Source organism: Alcanivorax sp. P2S70 (assembly GCF_000475295.1).
In the GTDB taxonomy this organism is placed as follows: Bacteria; Pseudomonadota; Gammaproteobacteria; order Pseudomonadales; family Alcanivoracaceae; genus Alcanivorax; species Alcanivorax profundi.
Map to the genome: position 1 here is coordinate 167637 of NZ_AXBZ01000007.1, position 22850 is coordinate 190486.

Below are 22850 nucleotides of genomic sequence, written 5' to 3' on the forward strand. Positions count from 1 at the left end.
TGGCACGGTCTTGAATTGGACTGTGTTTAAACGAAAGAGGCCGCATCCAGACTATGGGCGCGGCCTCATTGTTTGAGTGAACAGCACGCCTGGGTTGCGTCGCTGTTAACTATTCATTGTTCACAGCTTCTGCAGCGCGCGAATCCGGTCGTCCAGCGGTGGGTGGGACGAAAACATGGCCTTCAGGCCCTGCTTGAATCCGGAATTGATGCCGAAGGCCACCAGGGTGTCGGGCATCTGGTTTGGCACCTCGGATTCGGCTTTCAGTCGCTGAAGCGCAGCGATCATGCTGTTTCGGTCCGCCAGTTCAGCACCCGCCTCATCGGCGCGGTACTCTCGGAAACGGGAGAACCACATGACAATGGCGCTGGCAGCAATACCAAAGATAATTTCCGCGATGAACACTACGATGTAGTAACCGAAGCCCAGCCCGCCGGAGCCATCATCGCGGCGAAGGAAGCTGTCCACGACCGACCCGACCACACGGGCGGCAAAGATCACGAAGGTGTTGACCACCCCCTGGATCAGACTCAGGGTAACCATGTCGCCGTTGGCCACGTGCCCAATCTCGTGCGCCAGTACGGCACGGACTTCTTCGGGGCGGAAACGGTGCATCAGCCCCTGGGATACCGCCACCAGGGCGTCATTGCGGTTCCAGCCGGTGGCAAAGGCATTGGATTGCTGGGCAGGGAAGATGCCAACCTCCGGCATTTTGATTCCGGCCTTGTCAGACAGCTCCTTCACGGTATCCAGTAACCAGCGCTCTGCCTGGTTGTCGGGCTGCTCGATGATCTTGACCCGTGCAGACCATTTGGCCATGGGCTTGGAGATAAACAGCGAAATCAGGGAGCCGGCGAAACCGAACACGGCACTGAAAATCAGCAAACTGCCCAGGTCCAGCCCACCGCCGCTCTGCGCGAAATACGTGTTCACCCCGAGCAGGCTCAGGGTAATGCTGGCGACTACGATCACCGCCAGGTTGGTCAGCAGATAAAGCGCAATGCGCATCATCGTCGTGGTTCTCCGTCAATGTAGGGGTAAAACTATCAATGGGGGCGGGGCGTCCTGATACAAGGTATGCGATACTTCGCACCCCCTGTTTATGTGACTGAAATGACCCCCAATGCCTGTCTCTCTCTCTGACCTGCTTGTTTCATATCTGGTTCCATCGTCCCAGCCGAAAATCCGTTATTTCCATGGCCGTGGGAAAACCGTACCAGAACTGGAATGGCTGACGGTGGATTGCTTTGCCCCGGTGCTGGTGGCTACCGTGTTTCGGGAGCAGGACGAGACGGTTCTTGGCGAACTGCGAGATATGCTGCGAACGGTGATGGTCTCTCTGGCGTGCACATCCGTTGTGATACAGCACCGCTACGATGGCAAGGCCGACAACGAGCTCGTCTGTGGTGAATTGCCCGAGCTGCCAGTGGCAGAAGAAGATGGCCTGCGCTACAAGCTGGATTTTCAGCGAGGTCAGAATCTGGGTTTTTTCGCCGACATGGCTGAAGGGCGTCGCTGGATTCGGGGGCGGGCAGAAGGCAAGAAAGTACTGAACCTGTTTAGCTTTACCTGCAGTTTCTCTGTGGCGGCCTTGGCGGGTGGGGCCGAGTCGGTGGTCAATATCGACCTCTCAGATGCGGCTCTGACGCTGGGCAAGCAGAACCACGCGCTCAATGGGTTCCAGGATGCCAGAGTGCATTACCTGCCACACAACATCTTCCGTAGCTGGAAAAAGCTTCACAGCCTGGGCCGCTACGACATTATCGTGATCGACCCGCCCAGCGCCCAGAAGGGTAGCTTCATGGTGGAGAAGGACTATCCGAAAGTCCTTCGTAAGCTGCACAAATTGCTGGCCCATGATGCCGAGATTCTGGCGTGTGTGAATGCGCCCTGGCTCGATTATGCCTGGTTGGAGAACTGCGTTGCAGAGAATCTGCCTGGCGCTGAGCGCATTGCACGGCTACCCGGCACGGCAGGATTCGACGAAGCCGAAGAGCCGGCACTGAAAACCTTGCATTATCGCTATCGTCGGCCGGTGGAGCTGGATCAAGCCTGATCTGCGTTGGGCGAAGGTCAAGCACGGTGAAATACCCAGTTTCGAAGCAAGCTGGCTATAGCAATCTTCGCGATTCGTGCTAAAGCAGGGAGGGTGCGTCGGCCGGTAAGTTGGGTATCAGATCACTGAATTCTTCTGCCTGTACCGGGCTTGGTTGTCTTGACAGCAGGTAACGAACGACCGCAGTGGTGCGCACTGAATCCTGGCTGCGTATTGCCCGCAGGAATTGTTCGGCCAGGGTGGCGCGCTCATGCTGCACGGTGGCAGGCAGTTGCGGGTCGGTAGAGTCAAAACGCAGCTCACTCAGCGCGGTGAGCAGCACAAAAGCCTTGTTGGTCAACACCGCCTGCTCAAGCCCCTCTTCAAAGATGGTGGCTTGATAGCGCAGGTAACCTTCCTCCGCCAGCCACAGCATCGCTCCAAGGCAGGCCATATGCCGGGCGCTGTGCAGGCCCACATCATCGACTTCCGTCGGGCCGATGACATCTTCCACATACAGCGCGCCGGGGCGAGGGAAGGTCATGTAGGCCTGCATCAGTATGCGGGCCACATCATGGCTGAAATCGTCGATGTGCAGATGAGACATAAAGGCAGCTAACAGTTAACAGTGAATAGTTAACAGCGATAAACGCTATTTTTTTCGCACCCGATCCAGATACCGGGCAATGCGCCCGATGGAATCTTCGAGATCATCCACTCGTGGCAGGAATACCACGCGGAAGTGATCGGGATCCGGCCAGTTGAAGGCGGTGCCTTGCACGATCAGCACTTTCTCTTCGCGAAGCAGATCCAGTGCGAAGGCTTCATCGTCCTGGAACGGGAAGACTTTCGGGTCCAGTTTCGGGAACAGGTACAGGGCGGATTTGGGTTTAACGCAGCTGACCCCGGGAATGGATTCAAGCATGTCCCAGGCCAGATCCCGCTGGCGACCGAGTCTGCCGGTGGGCAGCACCAAATCATTGATGCTCTGGTAACCCCCAAGGGCCGTCTGGATGGCGTGCTGGCTGGGGACGTTGGCACACAGCCGCATGCTGGCCAGCATATCCAGGCCTTCGATATAGCTTTCGGCGCGGTGTTTGGCGCCGGAAATGACCATCCAGCCGGCACGAAAGCCCGCAGCACGGTAATTCTTGGACAACCCATTGAAGGTGATGAACAGCAGGTCATCGGCCATGGAAGCAATGGAGGTGTGTTCTTCACCGTCGTACAGGATCTTGTCGTAGATCTCGTCGGCGAACACGATCAGGTTGTTTTCGCGGGCTATCTGCAGCAGTTCCTGCAGCATGGCCGGCTCGTAGTTGGCCCCGGTCGGGTTGTTGGGGTTGATGATGACCAGAGCCTTGGTGTTCTTGTTTACCTTGGCACGAATATCTTCCAGAGACGGTTGCCAGTCCTGTTGCTCGTCGCACAGGTAGTGCACAGGGGTGCCACCGGACAGGCGGACAGAGGCCGTCCACAGTGGGTAGTCAGGGGCGGGCAGCAGAACCTCGTCACCGCTGTTCAGGAGTGCCTGCATGGCCATGACGATCAGTTCGGAGACCCCATTGCCGATGATCACATCATCAACGGTAACCCCTTCGATGCCCTTGGTCTGGGTGTATTGCATGACGGCTTTGCGCGCCGGGAACAGGCCTTTGGAATGGCAGTAGCCAGTGGACTCGGGCAGGTTGCTGATCACGTCCTGAAGCAGCTCTTCGGGGGCTTCGAAACCGAACGGGGCAGGGTTGCCGATGTTCAGTTTGATCACACGGTGCCCTTCGTCTTCAAGTCGATGCGCTTCACGCAGCACCGGGCCGCGGATGTCATAACATACGCCTTTGAGCTTGTCGGATTTGTTGACGTGATAACTGTCGATGGTCATGCCGGTCCTGTTTGTCTGTGTCGGCGTTGGTCGGCCGTGAAATAAGAAGCGCCCAGGGTTCTGTTGCGCAAGGGATCAATTCTACAATGTCGCTTCGCCAAGCACCAAAACGAAATACGGAGAAGAGCGTGACCCCATTCAAGGATTTGCTGGCCCTGGCCGTTAACCGTAAAGGCAGCCTGAAGGCGGTGCAAAGCCAGCTCCCTGAGGTAGCTGATCAGGCCACTCTGCGTAGCCGTGATGACGCCTGGTATTTGTCTGCCATGACCCGACGGGTGTTCCGCGCCGGGCTCAAACATTCTCTGGTCGATAATAAATGGCCCGCATTTGAAGAGGCCTTTTTTGGGTTTGACCCCGAAAAACTGGTGCTTATGCCCGACCCCATGCTGGACGAGCGCATGCAGGATACGCGGTTGATCCGGCACTGGGGCAAGATGAAAGCGATCCGCCACAATGCCCAGTTCGTCATCGATCTGGCCCAGGAATACGGCAGCGTAGGGGAGTGGTTGGCGGTCTGGCCCACGGATGACACGGTTGGTATGTGGCAGTTGCTCAAAAAACGCGGCAAGCAACTGGGCGGCAATTCCGGAGCGGCCTTTCTGCGCATGGTCGGGCGGGATACCTGGTACCCCACCGACGATGTGGTGGCGGTGCTGAAAGCCCATAACATTCTCGATAAGGCGCCGGCCAGTCAGCGAGATCAGCGGGCGGCTCAGGCGGCCTTCAATACCTGGCAGGCAGAAAGTGGCTGGCCCCAGGCTCACATCAGCAAGGTGCTGGCGTTTACGGTGGGTTGATGCCCCGCAGGCGCGTCTTGATGCGGGCGGGTGCTTTAATGATAATGACTCGCCTTTCTAACTGTGAATCAGGTTCAATATGACCCATACACACTCCCCGGGGCGCCTTTTTCTCGTCCTGGCCGCTTTAGTGTCACTGTCACTCCCTGCCTTTGCCTCAAACCAGACCGCGCTTGTCCAGCTGGTCGAGTACGTTGGGGCCGATTACATCAATGCCGTTGTCGATGGCCAGGTGGTCAGCGAAGAAGAATATGCCGAAATGGCGGAGTTCACCGAGCTGCTGGCAGAGGGGGTGGCGACGCTTGCGGAGGCTGATGGCAAAGCCGCGCTTCAGCAGCAGGCGGATGCTCTGCAGCAGGCGGTGACGGACAAGGCTGCTGAGCCGCAGATCAAGGCGCTGGCGCAATCTATCCGTGGCACCCTGGTGTCGGTCTACGGTATCCCCGTATCCCCTAAAGCCGCGCCGGACCTCGCCCGCGCGGCAACACTGTATCAGACGCACTGCGCGGCCTGTCATGGGGCGCAGGGCAAGGGCGATGGCCCTGCGGGTGCCGCCCTTGAGCCTGCCCCCACGGACTTCACCGAGGTCGCCCGTTATAACGGCCGCTCGTTGCTGGGTCTGCACACCACCATCACCCAGGGGGTGGAAGGGACCGGTATGGCGGCCTACGGCGACGCGCTTGGCGACGACGATCGTTGGGCGCTGGCGTTTTACGTGGGCAGCAAGGCGGTGACTGAGTCGGTGGCTTCTGAGGGGCGTGCGGCGTTCAACAACGTGCCGGGGATGAAGGCGTCGCTGAATCTGGACACCCTGGTGGCGCAGGCGCCGGAGGATGTGCTCAAGGCGCAGGGCGAGAAAGCCTATGCCGCGCTGGGTTATTTGCGCAGCGAGCCGTCTGCGTTGTTCAACAAGAACCGCTTTATCGCCCTGAGCCATGACAAGCTTGCCGCGGCAGACAAGGCTTATACGGCGGGGGATCAGGCTGCTGCCAAAGCCGCAGCCCTGTCCGCTTATCTGGATGGCTTTGAAATGATTGAGCAGCAGCTGGCGGCGGTCGATGCTGCTCTGATGCGACGTGCAGAAGGCCAGTTTATGGCCGTACGTGAAGCCATTGACCGCGAGCGTGATGCCAGTGAGGTTAGTGAAAAAGTGTCCGCTGCCCAGCAAGGACTGGCGCAAGCGGCTGAGGCCTTGTCCGGCGATGGGTTGAGTCCGGCGGCGACCCTGTCGGCCAGTTTCTTTATCCTGTTCCGGGAAGGGCTGGAAGCCTTGCTGGTGGTGGCAGCCCTGCTCACCTTTACCCGTAAGGCCAATGCCGTACGGGCGACCCGTTATATTCATCTGGGTTGGATACTGGCCCTGGTGGCCGGGGGTGTGACCTGGTACGTGGCCAATACGTTGATTACTTTCAGCGGTGCCTCGCGTGAACTGACGGAAGGGCTGGCGGGTGTCGTGGCCGCCTTTATCCTGTTCTATGTCGGTTTCTGGATGCACAGCAACAGTCATAGCCAGAAATGGCTGGGCTATATCCGCAACAAGGTGGACTCGGCGCTGGGTAGCGGCACGGTCTGGGTACTGGCGTTTGTCTCGTTTATTTCTGTGTACCGGGAAATTTTCGAGACGATCCTGTTTTACCAGGCGCTTTGGAGCCAGGTGACGTCTGTCACGCAGCCCTACCTTTTCTACGGTATTGCGGCTGCCGTCGTGGCGTTGGCCGTGGTCTGCCTGCTGTTCTTCCGCATCGGCATGAAGTTGCCGCTGAGCCTGTTCTTCCGGGTGACCAGTATTGTGCTGCTGGTGCTGTCGGTGATTCTGCTGGGCAACGGGATTGCAGCCCTTCAGGAAGCGGGCTTGATCAGCGCCTTCTATCTGGGTGTGCCCACCATAGAATGGTTGGGCATTTATCCGACGGTGCAAGGGGTGGCGGCCCAGGCCGTCGCCATCCTGCTGGCGCTTGTGCTGTGGTGGAGAAGCCGCGCGACAGGCTGACGGCGTATAAGGGCTCCATAAGGAGCCCTTTTTATGGCTGTCGCACAGAGGTGCGCACAGATGTCCGAGTTTTCACCGTGGCCTTGATCAGCAATAATCCTGTCTCTTGCGGGTGAGTCCCACCCTGTCTTACAACGTCGTGTGCGACATTCAGACGCCTTTACCCTATGACACTACCGCATATCAGTTTTCTCGGAATCGGCCTGATGGGGACGCCCATGGTCTCCCGGCTTCTGGCTGCCGGTTTCCCCATGACGATCTGGAACCGCAGCCGTGATAAAGCGCAACCGTTTCAGGAACGCGCGCGGGTGGCAGACAGCCCCGCCGACGCCGTGGCTGACGCTGATGTGATTATCACCATGCTGGAGAATGGTTCAGTAGTCGATCAGGTGCTGTATCACAGTGGCGCCATTGCCGGCCTGCGTCAGGGAGCGCTGGTGGTCGATATGAGTTCGGTGGAGCCGGGTACGGCTCGACGGCATGCGGCACGGGTGGAAGAGCAGGGTGGCCAGTATCTGGATGCACCGGTGTCCGGGGGCACCCGCGGTGCAGAAGCGGGTACCCTTTCCATCATGGTGGGGGGCGCGGATGAGGCGTTCGTACAGGCCGCTGACATCTTTCACCCCATGGGAAAGGTGACCCACATTGGTCCGGTGGGCAGTGGCCAGCTCGCCAAACTGGCCAATCAGGCCATTGTCGGGATTACCATTGGGGCGGTGTCCGAAGCCCTGCTGTTGGCTGCAAAAGGCGGTGCCAGACCCGACAAGGTGCGAGAGGCATTGATGGGCGGATTTGCGGGCAGCAAGATTCTCGAGCAACACGGCGAGCGGATGCTGCAGCGTAACTTTGAGCCTGGGGCTCCCGCCCGTATCCAGCTCAAGGATCTTCGCATGATCCTGGATGAAGCCCGTGCCGAAGGATTGAGCTTGCCTCTGAGTCAGCGTGTATTCGAGGAATACCGCGCGCTGTTGGCCAGTGGGCACGGTGAAGTGGACCACAGTGGCCTGTTGCTGGAACTGGAGCGTCTCAATGGCGTCCGACTGGTTGAACCCGCCGCCGACAAGGATTCCTGATGCCCCGTTTCGCTGCCAACCTGAGCATGCTGTATACCGAGCTGCCGTTTCTGGATCGCTTTCAGGCTGCGGCCGAGGCGGGTTTCGGCGGTGTGGAATACCTGTTTCCGTACCCTTGGGACATTGCTGAACTGCAGGCAAGGTTGGCCGATCATGGTCTGAGCCAGGTGTTGTTTAACCTGCCACCGGGGGACTGGGAGCAAGGTGAGCGAGGCATCGCCTGCCTGCCCGATCGGGTGGAGGAGTTTCGTGAAGGGGTTTTTCAGGCGCTGGAGTATGCCCGCGGATTAGACTGCCAACAGATCAATTGTCTGGCGGGGCTGCGTCCGGACTCGCTTGCGCTGGAGATCGCCTTCGATACCCTGGTTGATAATCTGCGTTTTGCGGCGGACCTGCTGGCCGCAGACGGGCGAACCCTGATGGTCGAAGCCATCAATAGTCGGGTGGACATGCCCGGATTTTTGCTGGACCGGTCTGCCACCGCGGTGGCGGCGATCGAAGCGGCCGGGCGAGACAACATTCGTTTGCAGTATGACATCTATCATATGCAGATCATGGAAGGTGATCTTTGCCGTTCCCTTTCCCGACTTTGTCCCCATATAGGACATATCCAGTTTGCGGATAATCCGGGGCGTCATGAACCCGGTACGGGAGAAATCCATTTCGAACAGGTGTTTGCGCATATCGACAGCCTGGATTACCAGGGGTGGGTCAGTGCCGAATACCGGCCACAAACGGATACCAGCAGCAGTCTTGGCTGGTTTCATTCACTGAAGTAACGGATTAACCATGCAATTCAATTGGGGCGGCAAGATTATTCTCGGTCTGCTGGGCATGCTGGTGGGTGGCCCCATCGGTCTGGGGATTGGTCTGCTGATTGGGCATATGCTCGATAAGGGGGCCGAACAGGTCCGGACCTTTAACCCTTTCCGCCCGTATGGACCGGGTGAGCAGCAAGCGGTGCAAAAAGCCCTGTTCGATACCGTGTTTTCGATCATGGGGCATCTTGCCAAGGCCGACGGCAGAGTGAGCGAGGATGAAATTACCCAGGCTCGTGCCGTGATGGACCGCATGCAGCTTGACGAGGAACAGCGCAAGCAAGCCATTGCGTTGTTTAACCGTGGCAAGGAAGCCGATTTCCCCTTGCAGGACACGGTTGCACAATTTGCCCATGCGGTCCGGTTTCGCAAGCAACTGATTTTGGTCTTGCTGGAAGTGCTGCTGCAAATTGCCCTTGCTGACGGCACCTTGCACGAGGAAGAGGAGGCGGTCTTGCTACGGGTGGCAGAGGGGTTGGGCGTGCCGCCTCAGCAGTTCCGTCAGATCCTGAACATGCTGTTGGCACAGGCACAATTCTCCGGTGCCCGGCCGGGTGCTCAAGGCGGGCAACAATATGGCCAGGGGCCGTCGCGGCCATCGCTCGCTCAGGCCTATCAGGTGCTGGGGGTCGATGAATCGGCGTCTAATCCCGAGATCAAAAAGGCCTACCGTAAATTGATGAGCCAGCACCATCCGGACAAGATGGCCGCCCGAGGTGTACCGGAAGAAATGATCCGCATGGCCACGGAAAAAACCGCCGAGATCAGTAAGGCCTACGAGATGATCAAGGAAAACCGGGGTTTCAAATAACGCGATCCCGCCGGGAGTGCCCGTGAGGGCTCTGCCCATTGATCTTCACCCCTGATGCTTTCCCTTGAGCCTCAATAGCTGGCGCTGGTGAGTCGGTCCACTTTCGGGATGGACCAGCCACTGCTGACCAGCTCACTTTCGCCGGTCCACCACCGATTCAGCAAACGCGTTGCCAGATCCGCCCGGGCCCGGCCACGCAGCCGTTGTTGTGCTTCCTGGAAAGCGGGCTGGTAGCGCAACCGTTCCGGCAGATTGCGGGTAATGTCCATCAGCCGCTGAAGCTGGCGTTGGTGCTGCCGGTGTCGGTCCAGATTGCGTTGTGGCAGTTGGCAGGCCTGCTGCCAGTGCCCGGGCAATTGATACGCCGCGTGGGGGTAATACGCGCCATAGGGGGTTCTGCCCGGATAGCCCTGCTCCCGTAGTAGTGCATCCATAACCTGTTGTCGCCGAGGCGAGAGAGAGACGGGCCTGGCCAGTCTGTGCTGCCACCAGCGGCGCCAGCGATGCCAGTCTGCGGGAAGGGCCTGCTCGGGTACCCCCATGACCTGGGCAAGCAGCATTGCTTCTTCAAAGAGTCGCTCCTGCAGGGCACTGTTGATCGGTTCAATGACGCTCTGGTGAACCGTCATACAGGAGTCAATCCAGGCGCTCAGCATATAAACCAGAGTATCGCTGTCATCCACTTGAAACAGTGTCTTGTTTCGAGCCCGCTGGCTGTTCAATGTCACCAGCGCCTGATCCAGATTGCCGAAAACCACCTTCAGCAAAAACACCTGAGTGTGTTGAATACGTTGAATGACATCATGGTGGGTGGGCAGGAGTTGCGAGAGCCTGCTGTGGGCCAGGGCCAGTATCAAGGTCCGCCCTTGTGCCAGGGTCGTGAGGTTCTCGCGCAGTAGTTGCCAGATAACTGAGCCTGGACCGAATAACCCGGCATCAGGTTGTGAGCAAGTATCTGCCGCCTGCTCAAGGCCGGTCTGAAGATGTTCACGAGTCAACAGATACGGTAAAGCCATGATGCACGCCTCCCTCTGCGGTCACTGGACTACCACCCACCTTAGGTGACAACGTAGTACCCTCGAACATTTGATGGTAAGGGCAGGCAGGATTGAATCTAATCAGTCATTGTGGTGATTTGGCAGGGCTGCCTGAAAAGTATGCGGATAGTGGCGTAGTGTCGGTATTCGCAATGACGGAATGTCACAAAGGAGAAAGGTTCATGTTGGGCGAAAATCATAGCATCCACCACGAATTTCCCGACTTTCACGACCGTATTGATGCCCTATCGAAAACCGACCCGGACTTTCTTTCGCGGGTACATGAGCATGACAAACTCGACAAGCAGATCCGGGGCCTGGAAATGCGTGAAAGCCCGCTTTCCGATCAGGAAATGGAGCGCCTCAAACAGAATCGTCTGCATCTTAAAGACCTGATCTATCAGCGCCTTACTCAGGGAAGTTAACCGCAACTCTAAACTGGGTATTTCCACTGCGGCCTGTGAAGAACAGCTGTTGGTGTTACCTCATGAATTCTGTTGTCCGAAATGGTCATCAGACGTTCAGCCCAGCCAGGCACCCAGTGCCTGGTAGGGCAGAGAAGGAAGGCTCTACTGCATTTGCAGGGAGGCGCTGGTAGCCGTGATGGTCTGTTGGGCGTATTTACCGGGTGGAAGGCCGTTGCTGTCCTTGCTGTAGAACAAGCGGGTGACGAAATAGAATTCTTGCCCGAAGGGAATATCGGTCAGTGAAAAGCCTACGTTGGGAAGCTGCCCGGGGAAGCGCTCGGGCTCGTTGACAAGATTTGCGTCGTCCTGATAAAGCAGCCTGACAGGAGTGTTGAAGCCTTTCACAAACGCCAGCTGTGCCAGCAGATCGAAGCCACGACCGGTACCAAACCAGATCCAGTTGTCGCCGGCCAGTGGCATGGTCAGCATGGTTTTTTCGGATTCCGACAGTGTCCCATCGGTGATCGCTACATGGTTACCGGTCCAACTGGTGACCAGCTTGCTGTCGTAGAGCCCGTTGCCATCCAGGGAAATATCCAGGGCAGGGCGCTCCAGTACCGTGTCAGCAATGCCGGGCAGAGTAAAGCGGCTATGGATTTCCACTTGCTGTGGCATGATCAAAAAATAGTTGTGTATCTTCAGCACGGGTACCCGTGCGACCTTCACCGAGGTGGACGCATACACCATTGACGCCAGTGGGCCATTGATGATCTGTTTGACCTTGGGATCCAGATTATTGTTGTTCAGGGTGACGCGGTTGTTCTCGCCAAAGACGCCGGCACTTAAACGCAGTTTCAGCGTGTCGAGAATACTTTGTCGCTGGCCGTTTTCCCCCTCGAAGCCGCGAAAATAGAAGTTGTTCCATTTGAACAGGTTGTTGTCTGCCATGGTCAGAGCGAAATCCGTGCTCTTGATCGTCATGGTGGACGGATCAAACTGGATGTATCGATCGGTGTTCTGCAGATAGGCATTTTTGACCAGATAGAAAAGACGGGTCTGGTCGCCATGGGTGACGGCAAGTTGGGCAACGACGCTTTCGGTGGTCTGCCCAGACAGGGAGGGGCCACCATCTTCAAAACGTAGCAGTAGACGGTCTTCGGCGTCGATGCGCCTGGGGTCACCAATTCGGTCAGTGCTGCCGTCTTCCTCAAAGAACGGATACCCCTGTTCTGACCATTCCACCCACTGGTGAGGAACGGGGGCGAGGCGTCCTTCTTTCATGGCAAAGAACGAGTACAGGCCGTTCTGCTTGCCAAGCAGCTGGGGAAAGTCCTTGCCGGTGAGGGTCACCACCTGAGCCTGCAGGGCGAGGGGAAAGGCCAGAAGCAGCAAGAAAAGTGTGAACAATCTATTGTTGTTATTCATTGCCGTGTCACAGTAAAACCACAATGCCTCCCATCATGCGCGTTTCGTGATGGCCGTCAATGACCCTGGCAACGAACGGTGCGTCGGTGGGGTGTATGCGGTCAGGCCAACTCTGGCCTGCCGGAGAAGTGTTCCAGTGCCTGTGGGTTGGCTAGTGCATTGCGGTTGGTTACAGGGCGGCCGTGGATGACCTCCCGCACGGCCAGCTCCACGATCTTGCCGCTGACGGTGCGCGGAATTTCCGGCACCGTGAGGATCACCGCAGGGACATGACGCGGGCTGGCGCCTTCACGAATGGCTTGACGAATCTGTTGCTGAAGGGTGTCGGTAAGCGACTCTCTCTCTGCCAGGACCACAAACAACACCACGCGCACATCGCCTTGCCATTCCTGGCCCACTACGATGGCTTCGCGAATGGCACCGAGGGTTTCCACCTGCCGGTAAATTTCTGCGGTGCCGATACGCACTCCGCCGGGGTTAAGCACCGCATCCGAACGGCCATGGATAATCAGACCGTCGTTGCCATCGTGTGGTACCCGTTGGGCATAGTCTCCGTGGGCCCAGAGATTGTCGAAGCGGGCAAAGTAGGCGTTGTGGAAGCGTGTTCCATCCGGGTCATTCCAGAACTGCACCGGGCAGGAAGGGAAGGGCTGGCGGCACACCAGTTCACCTTTGCGGTCGCTCAGGGCTTGCCCGCTGTCATCAAGCACGCACACATCCATCCCCAGCCCCAGGCATTGCAGTTCACCGCGATAGACGGGAACCAACGGGTTGCCGAGCGCGAAGCAGGAAATGATGTCAGTACCACCGGAGATCGAACTGACCAACAGATCCGGTTTGACCTGCTGATAGAGGAAATCATAACTCTCGTGCAGCAGCGGCGAGCCGGTGGAGAACAGGGTACGAAGCTCATTGAGTTGATGGGATTTTCTGGGGACCAGCCCGGATTTTTCCACCGCCTGAATGAATTTTGCGCTGGTGCCGAAATGGGTAATGCGCTCGTTGTCGATCAGGTCAAACAGGCGTGCGGTGGAGGGGTAGGCGGGGTTGCCATCGTATAGCACCAGCGTTGCGCCGGTGTGCAGGCCGCAGATCAGCCAGTTCCACATCATCCAGCCACAGGTGGTGAAATAGAACAGGGTGTCATCACGGCCCACATCGCCGTGCAGTTGCAGTTCCTTGGTTTGCTGCAGCAAGGTGCCGCCGGCACCGTGAACAATGCACTTGGGCTGTCCGGTGGTGCCGGACGAGTAGAGAATGAACAGGGGGTGGTTGAACGGTAAGCGCTGAAATTCCGGGGCGGGTGCTGCCGCGTCGAGCCACGCTTGCCAGATCAGCGCCTTCTGCACCCGGCTGCTGCTGCCTTTGCCGGGCACCACCACCAGCAGTTCCGGGCTGAGTGCGCTATGCAGTTCGTGGATGCGGGTTTCCAGATCAATCCATTTACCATTGTAGTGGTAACCGTCACAGGCAATCAGAACCCGGGGTTCGATCTGGCCAAACCGGTCCAGCACCCCGGATACGCCGAAATCCGGGGAGCACGATGACCAGACCGCGCCGATCCAGGCGGCACCGAGGGCTGCCACCACGGTTTCGATACGGTTTGGCATGAAGCCCGCCACCCGGTCACCGGGCTGAATGCCCGCCGCCTGCAGTTGCGCGGCCACCTGGCCTGCGGCAACCCGTAGCTGGGCATAACTGATCACCTGACGGGTACCGTCTTCGAGCTCGCTGACCAGGGCCGGGTGAGCGTCGTTACGCTGTAGCAGGTTTTCGGCGTAGTTCAGGGTGGCTTGCGGGAACCAGCGACAGTCCTGAAAACGCGCTGCTGGTTCGAGCACGGTGCTGCCCGGTTCGCCGATGATGCCGCAGTGATCCCAGACCTGTCGCCAGAAGGTTTCCGGGTGTTGCACCGACCAGCCATGCAAGGCCCGGTAATCGGGGAGGGGCTCGCCACTGATCTCTCTGGCCTGCTGCCAGAAATGGCTCAGCTGGCTGTGTTGTTCGGCGCGTCCTGGTTGCCAGAGCGGTGCGGACATGGGGGGTCTCCGTTGGGTTTCAGCGGGCGGAATCCGCCTCGAATTCGACCAGTAGGGTGCCTTCGCTGACGCTGTCGCCTGCGCTCACCGGGAAATGCTGCACGGTGCCGGCTTCGGTGGCTCGTAGTGTGTGTTCCATTTTCATGGCTTCCAGCGTAATCACGGCATCGCCGGGTGCCACCGTAGCGCCAGCCTCAACATGCAGGGCCACGATGGTACCGCTCATGGGGGCGACAAAGCCGCCAGCGGCATCCTGTGCAGCGTTGTCGAGGGACGGGTTGAGGGTAACCGTGTAAGCCTGTCCCCCCACAAACAGTCGTACGGTGCGCGTTGAGGTCTGTAAATGGAAATAGCCACACAGCGATTGCTGGCCCCAGCGCAGGCGAAAGGCGCTGTCGTTCACGGTGAGCTGCACCTGGCCGGTGTGTGCCTCGGCACTGGCGTCACCGTTATTTTCACGCACCATCACCGGATGCTGGTCCACCTGGCAGGCGGTGACGCGCACGCGCTGCCCCTGTGGGCGCCAGCCCTGCAGTGATTCCCAGGGGTGATCACTGGCAGTGGCAGGCAGTGCCGCCAGTCGGCTGGCGGCCACGGCCAGCAATGCAGGCTCGCAGGCATCAGTTTCGAGTAAGTGCGGGCGATGCTCCAGCAGGCGGGTGTCCAGCTCGGCAAGGGCAAAGGCCTCATCCGCCAGCACCCGTCGCAGGAAGGGTGCGTTGTGATGAATCCCTTGCAGTTCGAGCCGATTCAGGGCGTTGATCAGCTTTTGCCGGGCGGCCTGGCGATCCTCTCCATAGCAGATCAGCTTGGCGATCATCGGGTCGTAGAATTCTTCGACCCGGTCCCCCTGTTCGTACCCGGCATCGACGCGGGCCAGTTCGTGGGGCCAACGCAGGTGACTGAGCAGGCCGGAAGAGGGCAGAAAACCCTGTTCCGGGTTTTCTGCGTACAGGCGAACTTCCATGGCATGGCCATGACGCTGAATCTGCTGTTGTGCCTTGGGCAGCGGCTCCCCTGCGGCGACCGCCAGTTGCCAGGCCACCAGGTCTTCTCCGGTGATCATTTCGGTGACAGGGTGTTCCACCTGCAGGCGGGTGTTCATTTCCATGAAATAAAACTGGCCATCAGGAGCGTATAAAAACTCCACCGTGCCGGCGCCACGGTAATCAATGGCCAGGGCGGCCTGAACGGCAGCGTTACCGAACGCCTGGCGGGTCTGTTCATCCAGACCCGGTGCCGGGGCTTCCTCAATGACCTTCTGGTGGCGACGCTGCACCGAGCAATCGCGCTCGAACAGGTGTACCGCATTGCCGTAATTGTCTGCGAAAACCTGCACTTCCACATGGCGGGCGGTGGGCAGGTAACGCTCCAGCAGCACGCGATCATCGCCGAAAGCACTGCGGGCTTCACGACGAGCCGCGGCCAGGGATTCGGCAAACGCGTTGGCGCTGTTCACCACCCGCATGCCCTTGCCGCCGCCGCCGGCCACGGCCTTGATCAGCAGCGGAAAGCCGACACTGTCACTGGCGGCCAGTAGCGTCTCGTCACTGGCGCCGTCTTCATCGAAACCGGGCAGTACCGGGACACCGCTGTCGGCCATGAGCTGACGTGCAGCAGCCTTGTCACCCATTACTTCAATGGCGCGGGCGTTAGGGCCGACAAAAATGATGCCCGCCTGCTCACAGGCGGCCGCCAGCTCGGTATTCTCAGACAGAAAGCCGTAGCCGGGATGAATGGCGTCCGCGCCAGTCTCCTTCGCTGCGGTGATAATCTTGTGGATCACCAGATAGCTTTCTCGCGCCGCTGCCGGGCCAAGGCATACGGCCTGATCCGCCTCACGGACATGGGGCAGGGTGGCATCCACATCGGAGTACACTGCCACGGTGGCAATGCCTTGTTGCCGGCAGGTGCGGATGATGCGACGGGCAATTTCCCCGCGGTTGGCGATCAGCAGTTTTTTTATCGTTGCCATGGTTATGCCTATTTGCGGTTGCAGGCGCGTTGCTGGCGGCGTGATTCCCGGCGTGGGTTGATCGCGCCGCCAGCGGCGCTCCTACGGAAAAGTGGGTTACATCCAGTTTGGTGAGCGTTTTTCCAGAAAAGCGCTCAGACCTTCCTGCCCTTCAGCGCTGGTACGCAGGCGGGCGATACGGGCGGCGGTGTCTTCCAGCATGGCCTCATCGATGGCGCCGTCACTGACCCGCGCGATCAGATCCCGGCAGGCGATCTGGGCCGCCGGACCGCCGCTGAGCAGCGCTTCGACCAGGCGCCCAACGGCGCTGTCGAGTTCGGCTTCCGCAACCACCTCATGGGCAATGCCCAGTGCCTGTGCCCGGTCCGCCGGGATGACTTCGGCGGTCATGAAATAACGATTGGCCTGACGCGCACCGATGGCACGCACCACATAGGGGCTGATCACCGCAGGGATAATGCCGAGTTTGACTTCGCTCAGGCAGAAACGGGCGTTGTCTGCCGCCACGGCCATGTCGGCGGCACAGATCAATCCCAGGGCACCGCCAAAGGCGGCGCCCTGAACCCGGGCGATCACCGGTTTCGGGCACTGATCTATCGCCTGCATCAGCCTGGCAAGTTTCAGGGCATCGTCACGGTTCTGCTGCTCATCGAGCTGCCCCATGGCCCGCATCCAGTTGAGATCGGCCCCGGCGGAAAAATGCTTGCCCGCTGCCTGCAATACCACCACCCGAATCCCGGTGTCACCGCCAACGTTCTCAAACGCCTGGGTCAGTGACGCAATGATGGTGTCATCGAACGCGTTTCTTTTGTCAGGATTGTCCAGCGTAATGCGAGCAACCCTGCCTTCGATTTGTGTGCTAACGCTCATGTTTTGCTCCAGGGGTTAAGCGTCTGACGTCCGACGCAAAATCACATCCTGAACACGCCGTAACGCGTGTCCTCGATGGGGGCATTGAGGCTGGCAGAGATGGCCATGCCCAGGACGTCGCGGGTATCTGCCGGGTCGATGACGCCGTCATCCCAGAGCCGGGCACTGGCATACCAGGGCTGGGCCATCTGTTCGTACTGCTCGGTCATGTCGGACTGGAACTGACGGGCTTCGTCCTCGCTCCATTGCTGGCCTTTCTTTTTCATGGAAGCCTGCTTCACCTGGGTGAGCACGCTGGCGGCCTGTTCGCCACCCATGACGGAGATACGGGCGTTGGGCCACATGAACATAAAGCGAGGGTCATAGGCGCGCCCGCACATGCCGTAGTTGCCGGCCCCAAAACTGCCACCGGTGATCACGGTGAATTTGGGCACGGTGGCACAGGCCACGGCATTGACCATTTTGGCCCCGTGTTTGGCGATCCCCTCTGACTCGTATTTCTTGCCGACCATGAAGCCGGTGATGTTCTGCAGGAACAGCAGAGGGATCTTTCGCTGGTTGCACAGTTCAATAAAGTGCGCGCCTTTCTGGGCCGATTCGGAATAGAGCACCCCGTCATTGGCGAGAATGCCCACCGGATAACCATGGATATGGGAGAAGCCGCACACCAGCGTGGTGCCATAGCGGGCCTTGAATTCATCCAGCTCAGAGCCATCGACGATGCGGGCGATCAGTTCCCGTGCCGGCATGGGCTGACGGGTGGTGGTGGGGATGACGCCATACAGCTCGTCGCTGGCATAAGCGGGGGGTAATACGGCGCGACGCTTGACCTGGTCCGGCTTGTGCCAGTTGAGGTGGGCGATGCAATTACGCGCCAGCGCCAGGGCATGGGGCTCGTCTTCGGCCAGATGGTCTGCCACCCCGGATTGCTCACAGTGCAGGTTGGCGCCACCCAGGGCTTCTGCGCTGACCACTTCGCCGGTAGCGGCCTTCACCAAGGGGGGGCCGGCCAGGAAGATCGTGGCTTGCTCTTTGACCATGATCACTTCGTCGGCCATGGCGGGTACGTAGGCGCCGCCAGCCGTACAGGAGCCGAGCACAACACTGATTTGCGGAATGCCACGGGCCGACATGTTGGCCATATTGAAGAAGATGCGGCCGAAGTGCTCCCGGTCCGGGAACACTTCATCCTGGCGGGGCAGGTTGGCGCCACCGGAATCCACCAGATAGACACAGGGCAGGCGGTTTTCCGCTGCGATGCTCTGGGCACGCAGGTGTTTCTTCACCGTGAGCGGGTAGTAGCTGCCGCCTTTAACCGTGGGGTCGTTGGCCACGATCATGCATTCCACGCCCTGGATCCGGCCAATGCCGCCCACACAGCCCGCCGCAGGGACGTCTTCGCCATAGACGCCATCGGCGGCCAGAGCGCCAATTTCCAGAAACGGGGAGCCCGGGTCCAGCAAGCGGTCGATGCGCTCGCGCACCGGTAACTTGCCCCGTTCGCGCAAGCGTTGCTCCGCCGCTTCACCGCCCCCGTGGGCAATGTGGGCCAGCTTGTCCTGAAGCTGCTGACGCAAGCCCAGGTTGTGCTCCCGGTTCGCCTGGAATTCCGGACTGGTCGGGTTGATCTGACTGTTAATCTTGGGCATGAATTCCTCGCTTGCAGGCTTCACGCTGGCACGCTCCACGCGGGAGGCGGCGTGCAAGCGTGGTGCGTGCGGCGTGTTAGCGTGTTTCGTTAAATAGCTCGCGGCCAATGAGCATGCGGCGGATTTCGCTGGTGCCGGCGCCGATCTCGTAGAGCTTGGCGTCACGCAGCAGGCGGCCGGTGGGGTACTCATTGATGTAGCCGTTGCCGCCCAGGGTCTGGATGGCTTCCAGGGCCATCTGGGTGGCGTTCTCGGCGCAGTAAAGGATGACGCCGGCGGCATCCTTGCGGTTGGTTTCGCCCCGGTCGCAGGCCTTGGCCACGTTATAGAGGTAGCTGCGGCTGGCGTTGAGCGTCACGTACATGTCGGCAAGCTTGCCTTGCATCAGCTGGAATTCACCGATGGCCTGACCGAACTGTTTGCGTTCGTGTACGTAGGGCACTACCACATCCATGCACGCTTGCATGATGCCGGTACAGCCACCGGACAGTACGGTGCGCTCGTAATCCAGGCCGCTCATCAGCACTTTCACGCCTTCATTTTCCTTGCCGAGGATGTTTTCGGCGGGTACCTGACAATCTTCGAAGACCAGTTCGCAGGTGTTGGAGCCGCGCATGCCCAGCTTGTCGAGTTTCTGGGCACGGGAGAATCCGGGGTAATCCCGCTCGACGATGAATGCAGTGATGCCTTTGGGGCCTGCGCTGGTGTCGGTCTTGGCGTAGATCACATAGGTGTGGGCATCGGGGCCATTGGTGATCCACATCTTGTTGCCGTTGAGGAGGTAATGGTCGCCTTTCTTGTCCGCACGCAGGCCCATGCTCACCACGTCAGAGCCCGCACCGGGCTCGCTCATGGCCAGGGCGCCGATCTGATCGCCACTGACCAGGCCGGGGAGGTACCTGGCTTTCTGGGCGTCGGTGCCGTTCAGGTAGATCTGGTTAACGCACAGGTTGGAATGCGCGCCGTAGGACAGGCCAATGGAGGCCGATGCCCGGGAGATTTCCTCCATCACCAGGGTGTGGGCCAGATACCCCATGTTGGCGCCGCCGTATTCCTCGCTGACGGTAACCCCGAGCACACCCAGGTCACCCAGCTTCTTCCACATGGCCAGCGGGAACTGGTTGCTCTGATCCACCTCGGCTGCAATGGGCGCGATTTCCTTCTGGGCGAACTGGCGAACGCTGTCGCGCAGGGCCACCAGGGTTTCGTCCAGATCAAAATTGAAGCTGCTGTTGAACATGGCCTAACTCTCCAAATCATTCATGGCGTCAATGCAGCGTTGCTCCACGTCGTCGAGCTCCTGCTGCATGGCCTGGATATCGTGTAATTGTTGTTCCAGTTGTGCCCGGCGCTGGTGAATCTTTTCCTGCAGGGCAAGCAGCTGGTGGCGGTTGTCGCCCTGGGGCTGGTACATGCCGATCAGCTCCTTCGATTCCGCCAGGGAGAACCCCAGTCGCTTGCCCCGCAGGATCAGTTTCAGGGTGACCCGGTCGGCGGGGGAGTAGATTCGTGTCTGTCCCCGACGAGACGGGCTGACCAGCCCCTGGTCCTCGTAAAAGCGGATGGTGCGGGTGGTGACGTCGAACTCCCGCGCCAACTCACCAATGCTGTAGGTCTTCTTTTTGTCCATGGGGCGAGAGTAGGGGAAGTTTACGTTAACGTAAAGCTGGTTTTTGGCCTCTTTGACCGTGACAGCGTGTATACCGCCGAATAGACTTCACCCGTCAGAAAAAGGGGAAGGTAATGAAAGACGCTTGGAGTCGCTGGGTGGTTGCACACCCGGTGTGGGTGTTGCTGGGATGTCTGGTGTTGACCATGGGGATGGCTACCGGGCTCAAGGAATTCACCAACAATAATGATCCGCGGATCTTCTTCACCGAAGACAACCCGGATTTCAAACGGTTTGTGTCACTGGAAGACAGCTTCACCGCCAATGAGGTGGTGCTGTTTGTGGTCCACCCCAAAGACGACAACCTGTTCACCCCGGAGGCGCTGTCAGCCGTTGAGGCGTTGACCGAGGACGCCTGGCTGCTTCCCCATGCCACCCGTGTCGATTCCCTGGCCAACTTTCAGCATACGGAAGTGGAGGGCGATGATCTTTTCGTGGCCCCGTTGGTGGAGTATGCCGATACGCTTTCCGCCGAGGAGCTGGAACGCATTCGTGATATCGCTCTCAATGAACCGTCCTTACTAGGTCGGTTGGTCTCTGATAAAGGCCATGTCGCCGGGATTGCTGCCACGGTGACCATGGGTGAGGGCAAGACCGAAGCGCCGGAAATTACCCAGGCCGCTCGTGAGATGGCCCAGGAATACAGCCAGCGGTATCCGGATATCGAGTTCATGGTCACCGGCACGGTGATTTTCAATCAGGCGTCTGCCGAGGCCACCGAGCAGTCCATGGGATCCACCTTGCCGCTGGCGTTTGTGATCATGCTGGTGTGCCTGTGGTTGATTCTTCGCAGTGTCATGTTTGTGGTGGTGACGGTGTTCGTCATCAGCTTTTCGATCCTGTCGGCCATGGGTGTGGCCATGTGGTTGGGTATCGAATTTTCCCCCATTGTGGGCATGGCACCGGCCATGATTCTGACGTTGGCGGTGGCGGATTCCGTGCACATTCTGGCGAGTTACCGTCATGAACGACTGGAGGGCAAAGCCAAGGCCCCCAGTATTGTCGAGAGCCTGCGCATCAATATGCAGCCGGTCTGGCTGACCAGCCTGACCACGGCCATCGGCTTTGCCATTCTGAACTTTTCCGAGTCACAGCCATTCCGTGCGCTGGGCAATGTGGTCCTGATCGGGGTGTTGCTGGCCTTCCTGTTCTCGGTGGTCTTGCTGCCTGCGCTGGTGATGTTGCTTCCCCACAAAATCGAGCCGGGCAAGCAACGGGATTTTGCGCCGCTGATGGGGAGCCTGGCGCAGCATTTGAGCCGTCGCTACCGGCCCTGGCTATTGGGGATGTCTGTGGTGGTGGTTGTGCTGATGGGCTGTATCGGTCTGAACCGGATCAATGACGTCTTCAATGAATACTTCGATGAAACGTTCGAGGTAAGGCGGGTCAACGACTTTGCCATGCGTGAACTGACCGGCATGCACCGTATCGACTACGCGATTCCGGCGGCCGACGCCGGTGGGGCCATGGAGCCTGAATTTCTTCAGCAGCTGGACGCGCTGGTCAACTGGCTGGAAGAGCAGGAGCATGTGGTCTATGCCACGTCCTATACCAATGTGATCAAACGCCTTAACCGGGATATGCACGGAGGAGACCCCGCCTATTACCGGATTCCGGACTCCCGTGAGCTGATCTCGCAGTACACTCTGCTGTACGAGCTGTCGTTACCGCAGGGGCTGGGCCTCGAAGATCAGCTGGATATCGGCAAATCCCAGGCCCGCCTTGTGGTCATGCTGGAAAACATCGGCTCCCATCCGGTACTGGAATTCAACCAGAAAGTGGAAGACTGGATGGCGGCGAACTGGCCGGATTACATGCAGACCAAGGGGACGGGCATGGATGTGCTGTTCGGGCATGTCACCATGCGGAATATTCAGAGCATGTTGTCCGGTGCCCTTATCGCGCTGATCAGTGTCTCGGTGTTGCTGATCATCGCCTTGCGTTCATTCCGCTATGGTCTTCTGTCGTTGATTCCCAATCTGTTGCCAGCGGGGATGGCGTTTGGTTTGTGGGGCCTGATCAATGGTGAGATTGGTCTGGCGGTGTCTGTGGTGGCCTGCATGACGCTGGGGATCGTGGTGGACGATACGGTCCATTTCCTCAGCAAGTACGTCAGAGCCAAGCGCGAACTGGGTCTCGACACTGGCAAGGCAGTGGAATATGCCTTCCGCACGGTCGGGGTGGCACTGGTCGCGACCTCCGTGGTGCTGGTGGCGAACTTTGCAGTGATCGGTACCAGCCACTTCTATCCCAATGCCAGCATGGGGCTGCTGTCGGCGATCACGATCGCCATGGCATTGATTGTGGACTTTTTCTTTTTTGTACCTTTGCTGGTCGCTTTCGACAAGCGCCGCAAGGCTGCGGGCTAGCCAG

Annotated in this window: 19 protein-coding genes; 8 read left to right on the forward strand and 11 right to left on the reverse strand. The window is 59.1% G+C overall.

Annotated features, from left to right (window positions below; translation table 11 throughout):
- Positions 1–120 precede the first annotated feature (120 nt).
- Positions 121–1011: a protease HtpX gene (gene htpX / locus Q672_RS20605; RefSeq protein ID WP_022984313.1), complete on the reverse strand. Its 891-nt coding sequence runs from the start codon at positions 1009–1011 to the stop codon at positions 121–123.
- 112 nt (positions 1012–1123) lie between these two features.
- Between htpX and Q672_RS20610 the strand changes: the two genes are divergently transcribed.
- Positions 1124–2056, forward strand: coding sequence for a class I SAM-dependent methyltransferase (locus tag Q672_RS20610; protein ID WP_022984314.1), 933 nt, complete (start codon positions 1124–1126; stop codon positions 2054–2056).
- A gap of 79 nt (positions 2057–2135) precedes the next feature.
- Here Q672_RS20610 and Q672_RS20615 read toward each other — a convergent pair whose 3' ends face one another.
- On the reverse strand, positions 2136–2642 hold the full coding sequence (locus Q672_RS20615; RefSeq protein WP_022984315.1) for a hypothetical protein: 507 nt from the start codon (positions 2640–2642) through the stop codon (positions 2136–2138).
- Between the two features lie 45 nt (positions 2643–2687).
- Entirely contained in the window at positions 2688–3917 is a 1230-nt protein-coding gene (locus Q672_RS20620) for a pyridoxal phosphate-dependent aminotransferase (RefSeq protein WP_022984316.1), read from the reverse strand.
- Positions 3918–4045: 128 nt separating this feature from the next.
- Between Q672_RS20620 and Q672_RS20625 the strand changes: the two genes are divergently transcribed.
- The 5 genes from Q672_RS20625 to djlA all read left to right on the forward strand — a co-directional run bounded on the left by Q672_RS20625 (position 4046) and on the right by djlA (position 9406).
- A complete protein-coding gene (locus Q672_RS20625) occupies positions 4046–4714 on the forward strand; it encodes a DNA-3-methyladenine glycosylase I (RefSeq protein ID WP_022984317.1) in 669 nt (222 codons plus the stop codon).
- 79 nt (positions 4715–4793) lie between these two features.
- The gene (locus Q672_RS20630; RefSeq protein WP_022984318.1) at positions 4794–6704 is read left to right on the forward strand and encodes a cytochrome c/FTR1 family iron permease; all 1911 of its coding nucleotides are present in this window, start codon (positions 4794–4796) and stop codon (positions 6702–6704) included.
- 167 nt (positions 6705–6871) lie between these two features.
- Positions 6872–7777, forward strand: a complete 906-nt coding sequence (locus Q672_RS20635) for an NAD(P)-dependent oxidoreductase (RefSeq protein WP_035481701.1) — start codon at positions 6872–6874, stop codon at positions 7775–7777.
- Positions 7777–8556 carry a hydroxypyruvate isomerase gene (gene hyi / locus Q672_RS20640; protein WP_022984320.1) on the forward strand — a complete coding sequence of 260 codons (780 nt, stop codon included), beginning with the start codon at positions 7777–7779 and terminating at the stop codon, positions 8554–8556. Before Q672_RS20635 ends, hyi begins: the two co-directional genes overlap by 1 nt.
- A 10-nt stretch (positions 8557–8566) precedes the next feature.
- Complete coding sequence (gene djlA / locus Q672_RS20645) at positions 8567–9406, forward strand: co-chaperone DjlA (protein ID WP_022984321.1); 840 nt, start codon at positions 8567–8569, stop codon at positions 9404–9406.
- Positions 9407–9477: 71 nt separating this feature from the next.
- Here the strand turns inward: djlA and Q672_RS20650 are convergent, their stop codons facing one another.
- Positions 9478–10422 (reverse strand): oxygenase MpaB family protein, encoded by a 945-nt coding sequence (locus Q672_RS20650; protein ID WP_022984322.1) that lies wholly within the window; start codon positions 10420–10422, stop codon positions 9478–9480.
- 203 nt (positions 10423–10625) lie between these two features.
- Between Q672_RS20650 and Q672_RS20655 the strand changes: the two genes are divergently transcribed.
- Complete coding sequence (locus tag Q672_RS20655) at positions 10626–10868, forward strand: YdcH family protein (protein WP_022984323.1); 243 nt, start codon at positions 10626–10628, stop codon at positions 10866–10868.
- A gap of 144 nt (positions 10869–11012) precedes the next feature.
- Here Q672_RS20655 and Q672_RS20660 read toward each other — a convergent pair whose 3' ends face one another.
- From Q672_RS20660 to Q672_RS20690, 7 genes are all read right to left on the reverse strand, one after another.
- Positions 11013–12275 (reverse strand): hypothetical protein, encoded by a 1263-nt coding sequence (locus Q672_RS20660; protein WP_022984324.1) that lies wholly within the window; start codon positions 12273–12275, stop codon positions 11013–11015.
- A gap of 101 nt (positions 12276–12376) precedes the next feature.
- Positions 12377–14314 (reverse strand): acetoacetate--CoA ligase, encoded by a 1938-nt coding sequence (locus Q672_RS20665; RefSeq protein WP_022984325.1) that lies wholly within the window; start codon positions 14312–14314, stop codon positions 12377–12379.
- Between the two features lie 19 nt (positions 14315–14333).
- On the reverse strand, positions 14334–16289 hold the full coding sequence (locus Q672_RS20670) for an acetyl/propionyl/methylcrotonyl-CoA carboxylase subunit alpha (RefSeq protein WP_022984326.1): 1956 nt from the start codon (positions 16287–16289) through the stop codon (positions 14334–14336).
- Between the two features lie 96 nt (positions 16290–16385).
- Entirely contained in the window at positions 16386–17159 is a 774-nt protein-coding gene (locus Q672_RS20675) for an enoyl-CoA hydratase/isomerase family protein (protein ID WP_022984327.1), read from the reverse strand.
- Positions 17160–17200: 41 nt separating this feature from the next.
- Complete coding sequence (locus tag Q672_RS20680) at positions 17201–18808, reverse strand: carboxyl transferase domain-containing protein (RefSeq protein WP_031225999.1); 1608 nt, start codon at positions 18806–18808, stop codon at positions 17201–17203.
- A gap of 76 nt (positions 18809–18884) precedes the next feature.
- Positions 18885–20048 carry an isovaleryl-CoA dehydrogenase gene (locus Q672_RS20685; protein WP_022984329.1) on the reverse strand — a complete coding sequence of 388 codons (1164 nt, stop codon included), beginning with the start codon at positions 20046–20048 and terminating at the stop codon, positions 18885–18887.
- A gap of 3 nt (positions 20049–20051) precedes the next feature.
- Positions 20052–20438, reverse strand: a complete 387-nt coding sequence (locus Q672_RS20690; protein ID WP_022984330.1) for a MerR family transcriptional regulator — start codon at positions 20436–20438, stop codon at positions 20052–20054.
- A 113-nt stretch (positions 20439–20551) separates the two neighbouring features.
- Here Q672_RS20690 and Q672_RS20695 point away from each other — a divergent pair, with 113 nt between their 5' ends.
- Positions 20552–22846, forward strand: coding sequence for an efflux RND transporter permease subunit (locus Q672_RS20695; RefSeq protein WP_022984331.1), 2295 nt, complete (start codon positions 20552–20554; stop codon positions 22844–22846).
- The last annotated feature ends 4 nt before the right edge of the window (positions 22847–22850 follow it).

Excerpts from the sequence above, each read along its gene's own strand:
- htpX (WP_022984313.1), bottom strand. The coding sequence starts at position 1,011 with ATGATGCGCATTGCGCTTTATCTGCTGACCAACCTGGCGGTGATCGTA.
- Q672_RS20610 (WP_022984314.1), top strand. The coding sequence starts at position 1,124 with ATGCCTGTCTCTCTCTCTGACCTGCTTGTTTCATATCTGGTTCCATCG.
- Q672_RS20615 (WP_022984315.1), bottom strand. The coding sequence starts at position 2,642 with ATGTCTCATCTGCACATCGACGATTTCAGCCATGATGTGGCCCGCATA.
- Q672_RS20620 (WP_022984316.1), bottom strand. The coding sequence starts at position 3,917 with ATGACCATCGACAGTTATCACGTCAACAAATCCGACAAGCTCAAAGGC.
- Q672_RS20630 (WP_022984318.1), top strand. The coding sequence starts at position 4,794 with ATGACCCATACACACTCCCCGGGGCGCCTTTTTCTCGTCCTGGCCGCT.
- Q672_RS20635 (WP_035481701.1), top strand. The coding sequence starts at position 6,872 with ATGACACTACCGCATATCAGTTTTCTCGGAATCGGCCTGATGGGGACG.
- hyi (WP_022984320.1), top strand. The coding sequence starts at position 7,777 with ATGCCCCGTTTCGCTGCCAACCTGAGCATGCTGTATACCGAGCTGCCG.
- djlA (WP_022984321.1), top strand. The coding sequence starts at position 8,567 with ATGCAATTCAATTGGGGCGGCAAGATTATTCTCGGTCTGCTGGGCATG.
- Q672_RS20650 (WP_022984322.1), bottom strand. The coding sequence starts at position 10,422 with ATGGCTTTACCGTATCTGTTGACTCGTGAACATCTTCAGACCGGCCTT.
- Q672_RS20655 (WP_022984323.1), top strand. The coding sequence starts at position 10,626 with ATGTTGGGCGAAAATCATAGCATCCACCACGAATTTCCCGACTTTCAC.
- Q672_RS20660 (WP_022984324.1), bottom strand. The coding sequence starts at position 12,275 with ATGAATAACAACAATAGATTGTTCACACTTTTCTTGCTGCTTCTGGCC.
- Q672_RS20665 (WP_022984325.1), bottom strand. The coding sequence starts at position 14,314 with ATGTCCGCACCGCTCTGGCAACCAGGACGCGCCGAACAACACAGCCAG.
- Q672_RS20670 (WP_022984326.1), bottom strand. The coding sequence starts at position 16,289 with ATGGCAACGATAAAAAAACTGCTGATCGCCAACCGCGGGGAAATTGCC.
- Q672_RS20675 (WP_022984327.1), bottom strand. The coding sequence starts at position 17,159 with ATGAGCGTTAGCACACAAATCGAAGGCAGGGTTGCTCGCATTACGCTG.
- Q672_RS20680 (WP_031225999.1), bottom strand. The coding sequence starts at position 18,808 with ATGCCCAAGATTAACAGTCAGATCAACCCGACCAGTCCGGAATTCCAG.
- Q672_RS20685 (WP_022984329.1), bottom strand. The coding sequence starts at position 20,048 with ATGTTCAACAGCAGCTTCAATTTTGATCTGGACGAAACCCTGGTGGCC.
- Q672_RS20690 (WP_022984330.1), bottom strand. The coding sequence starts at position 20,438 with ATGGACAAAAAGAAGACCTACAGCATTGGTGAGTTGGCGCGGGAGTTC.
- Q672_RS20695 (WP_022984331.1), top strand. The coding sequence starts at position 20,552 with ATGAAAGACGCTTGGAGTCGCTGGGTGGTTGCACACCCGGTGTGGGTG.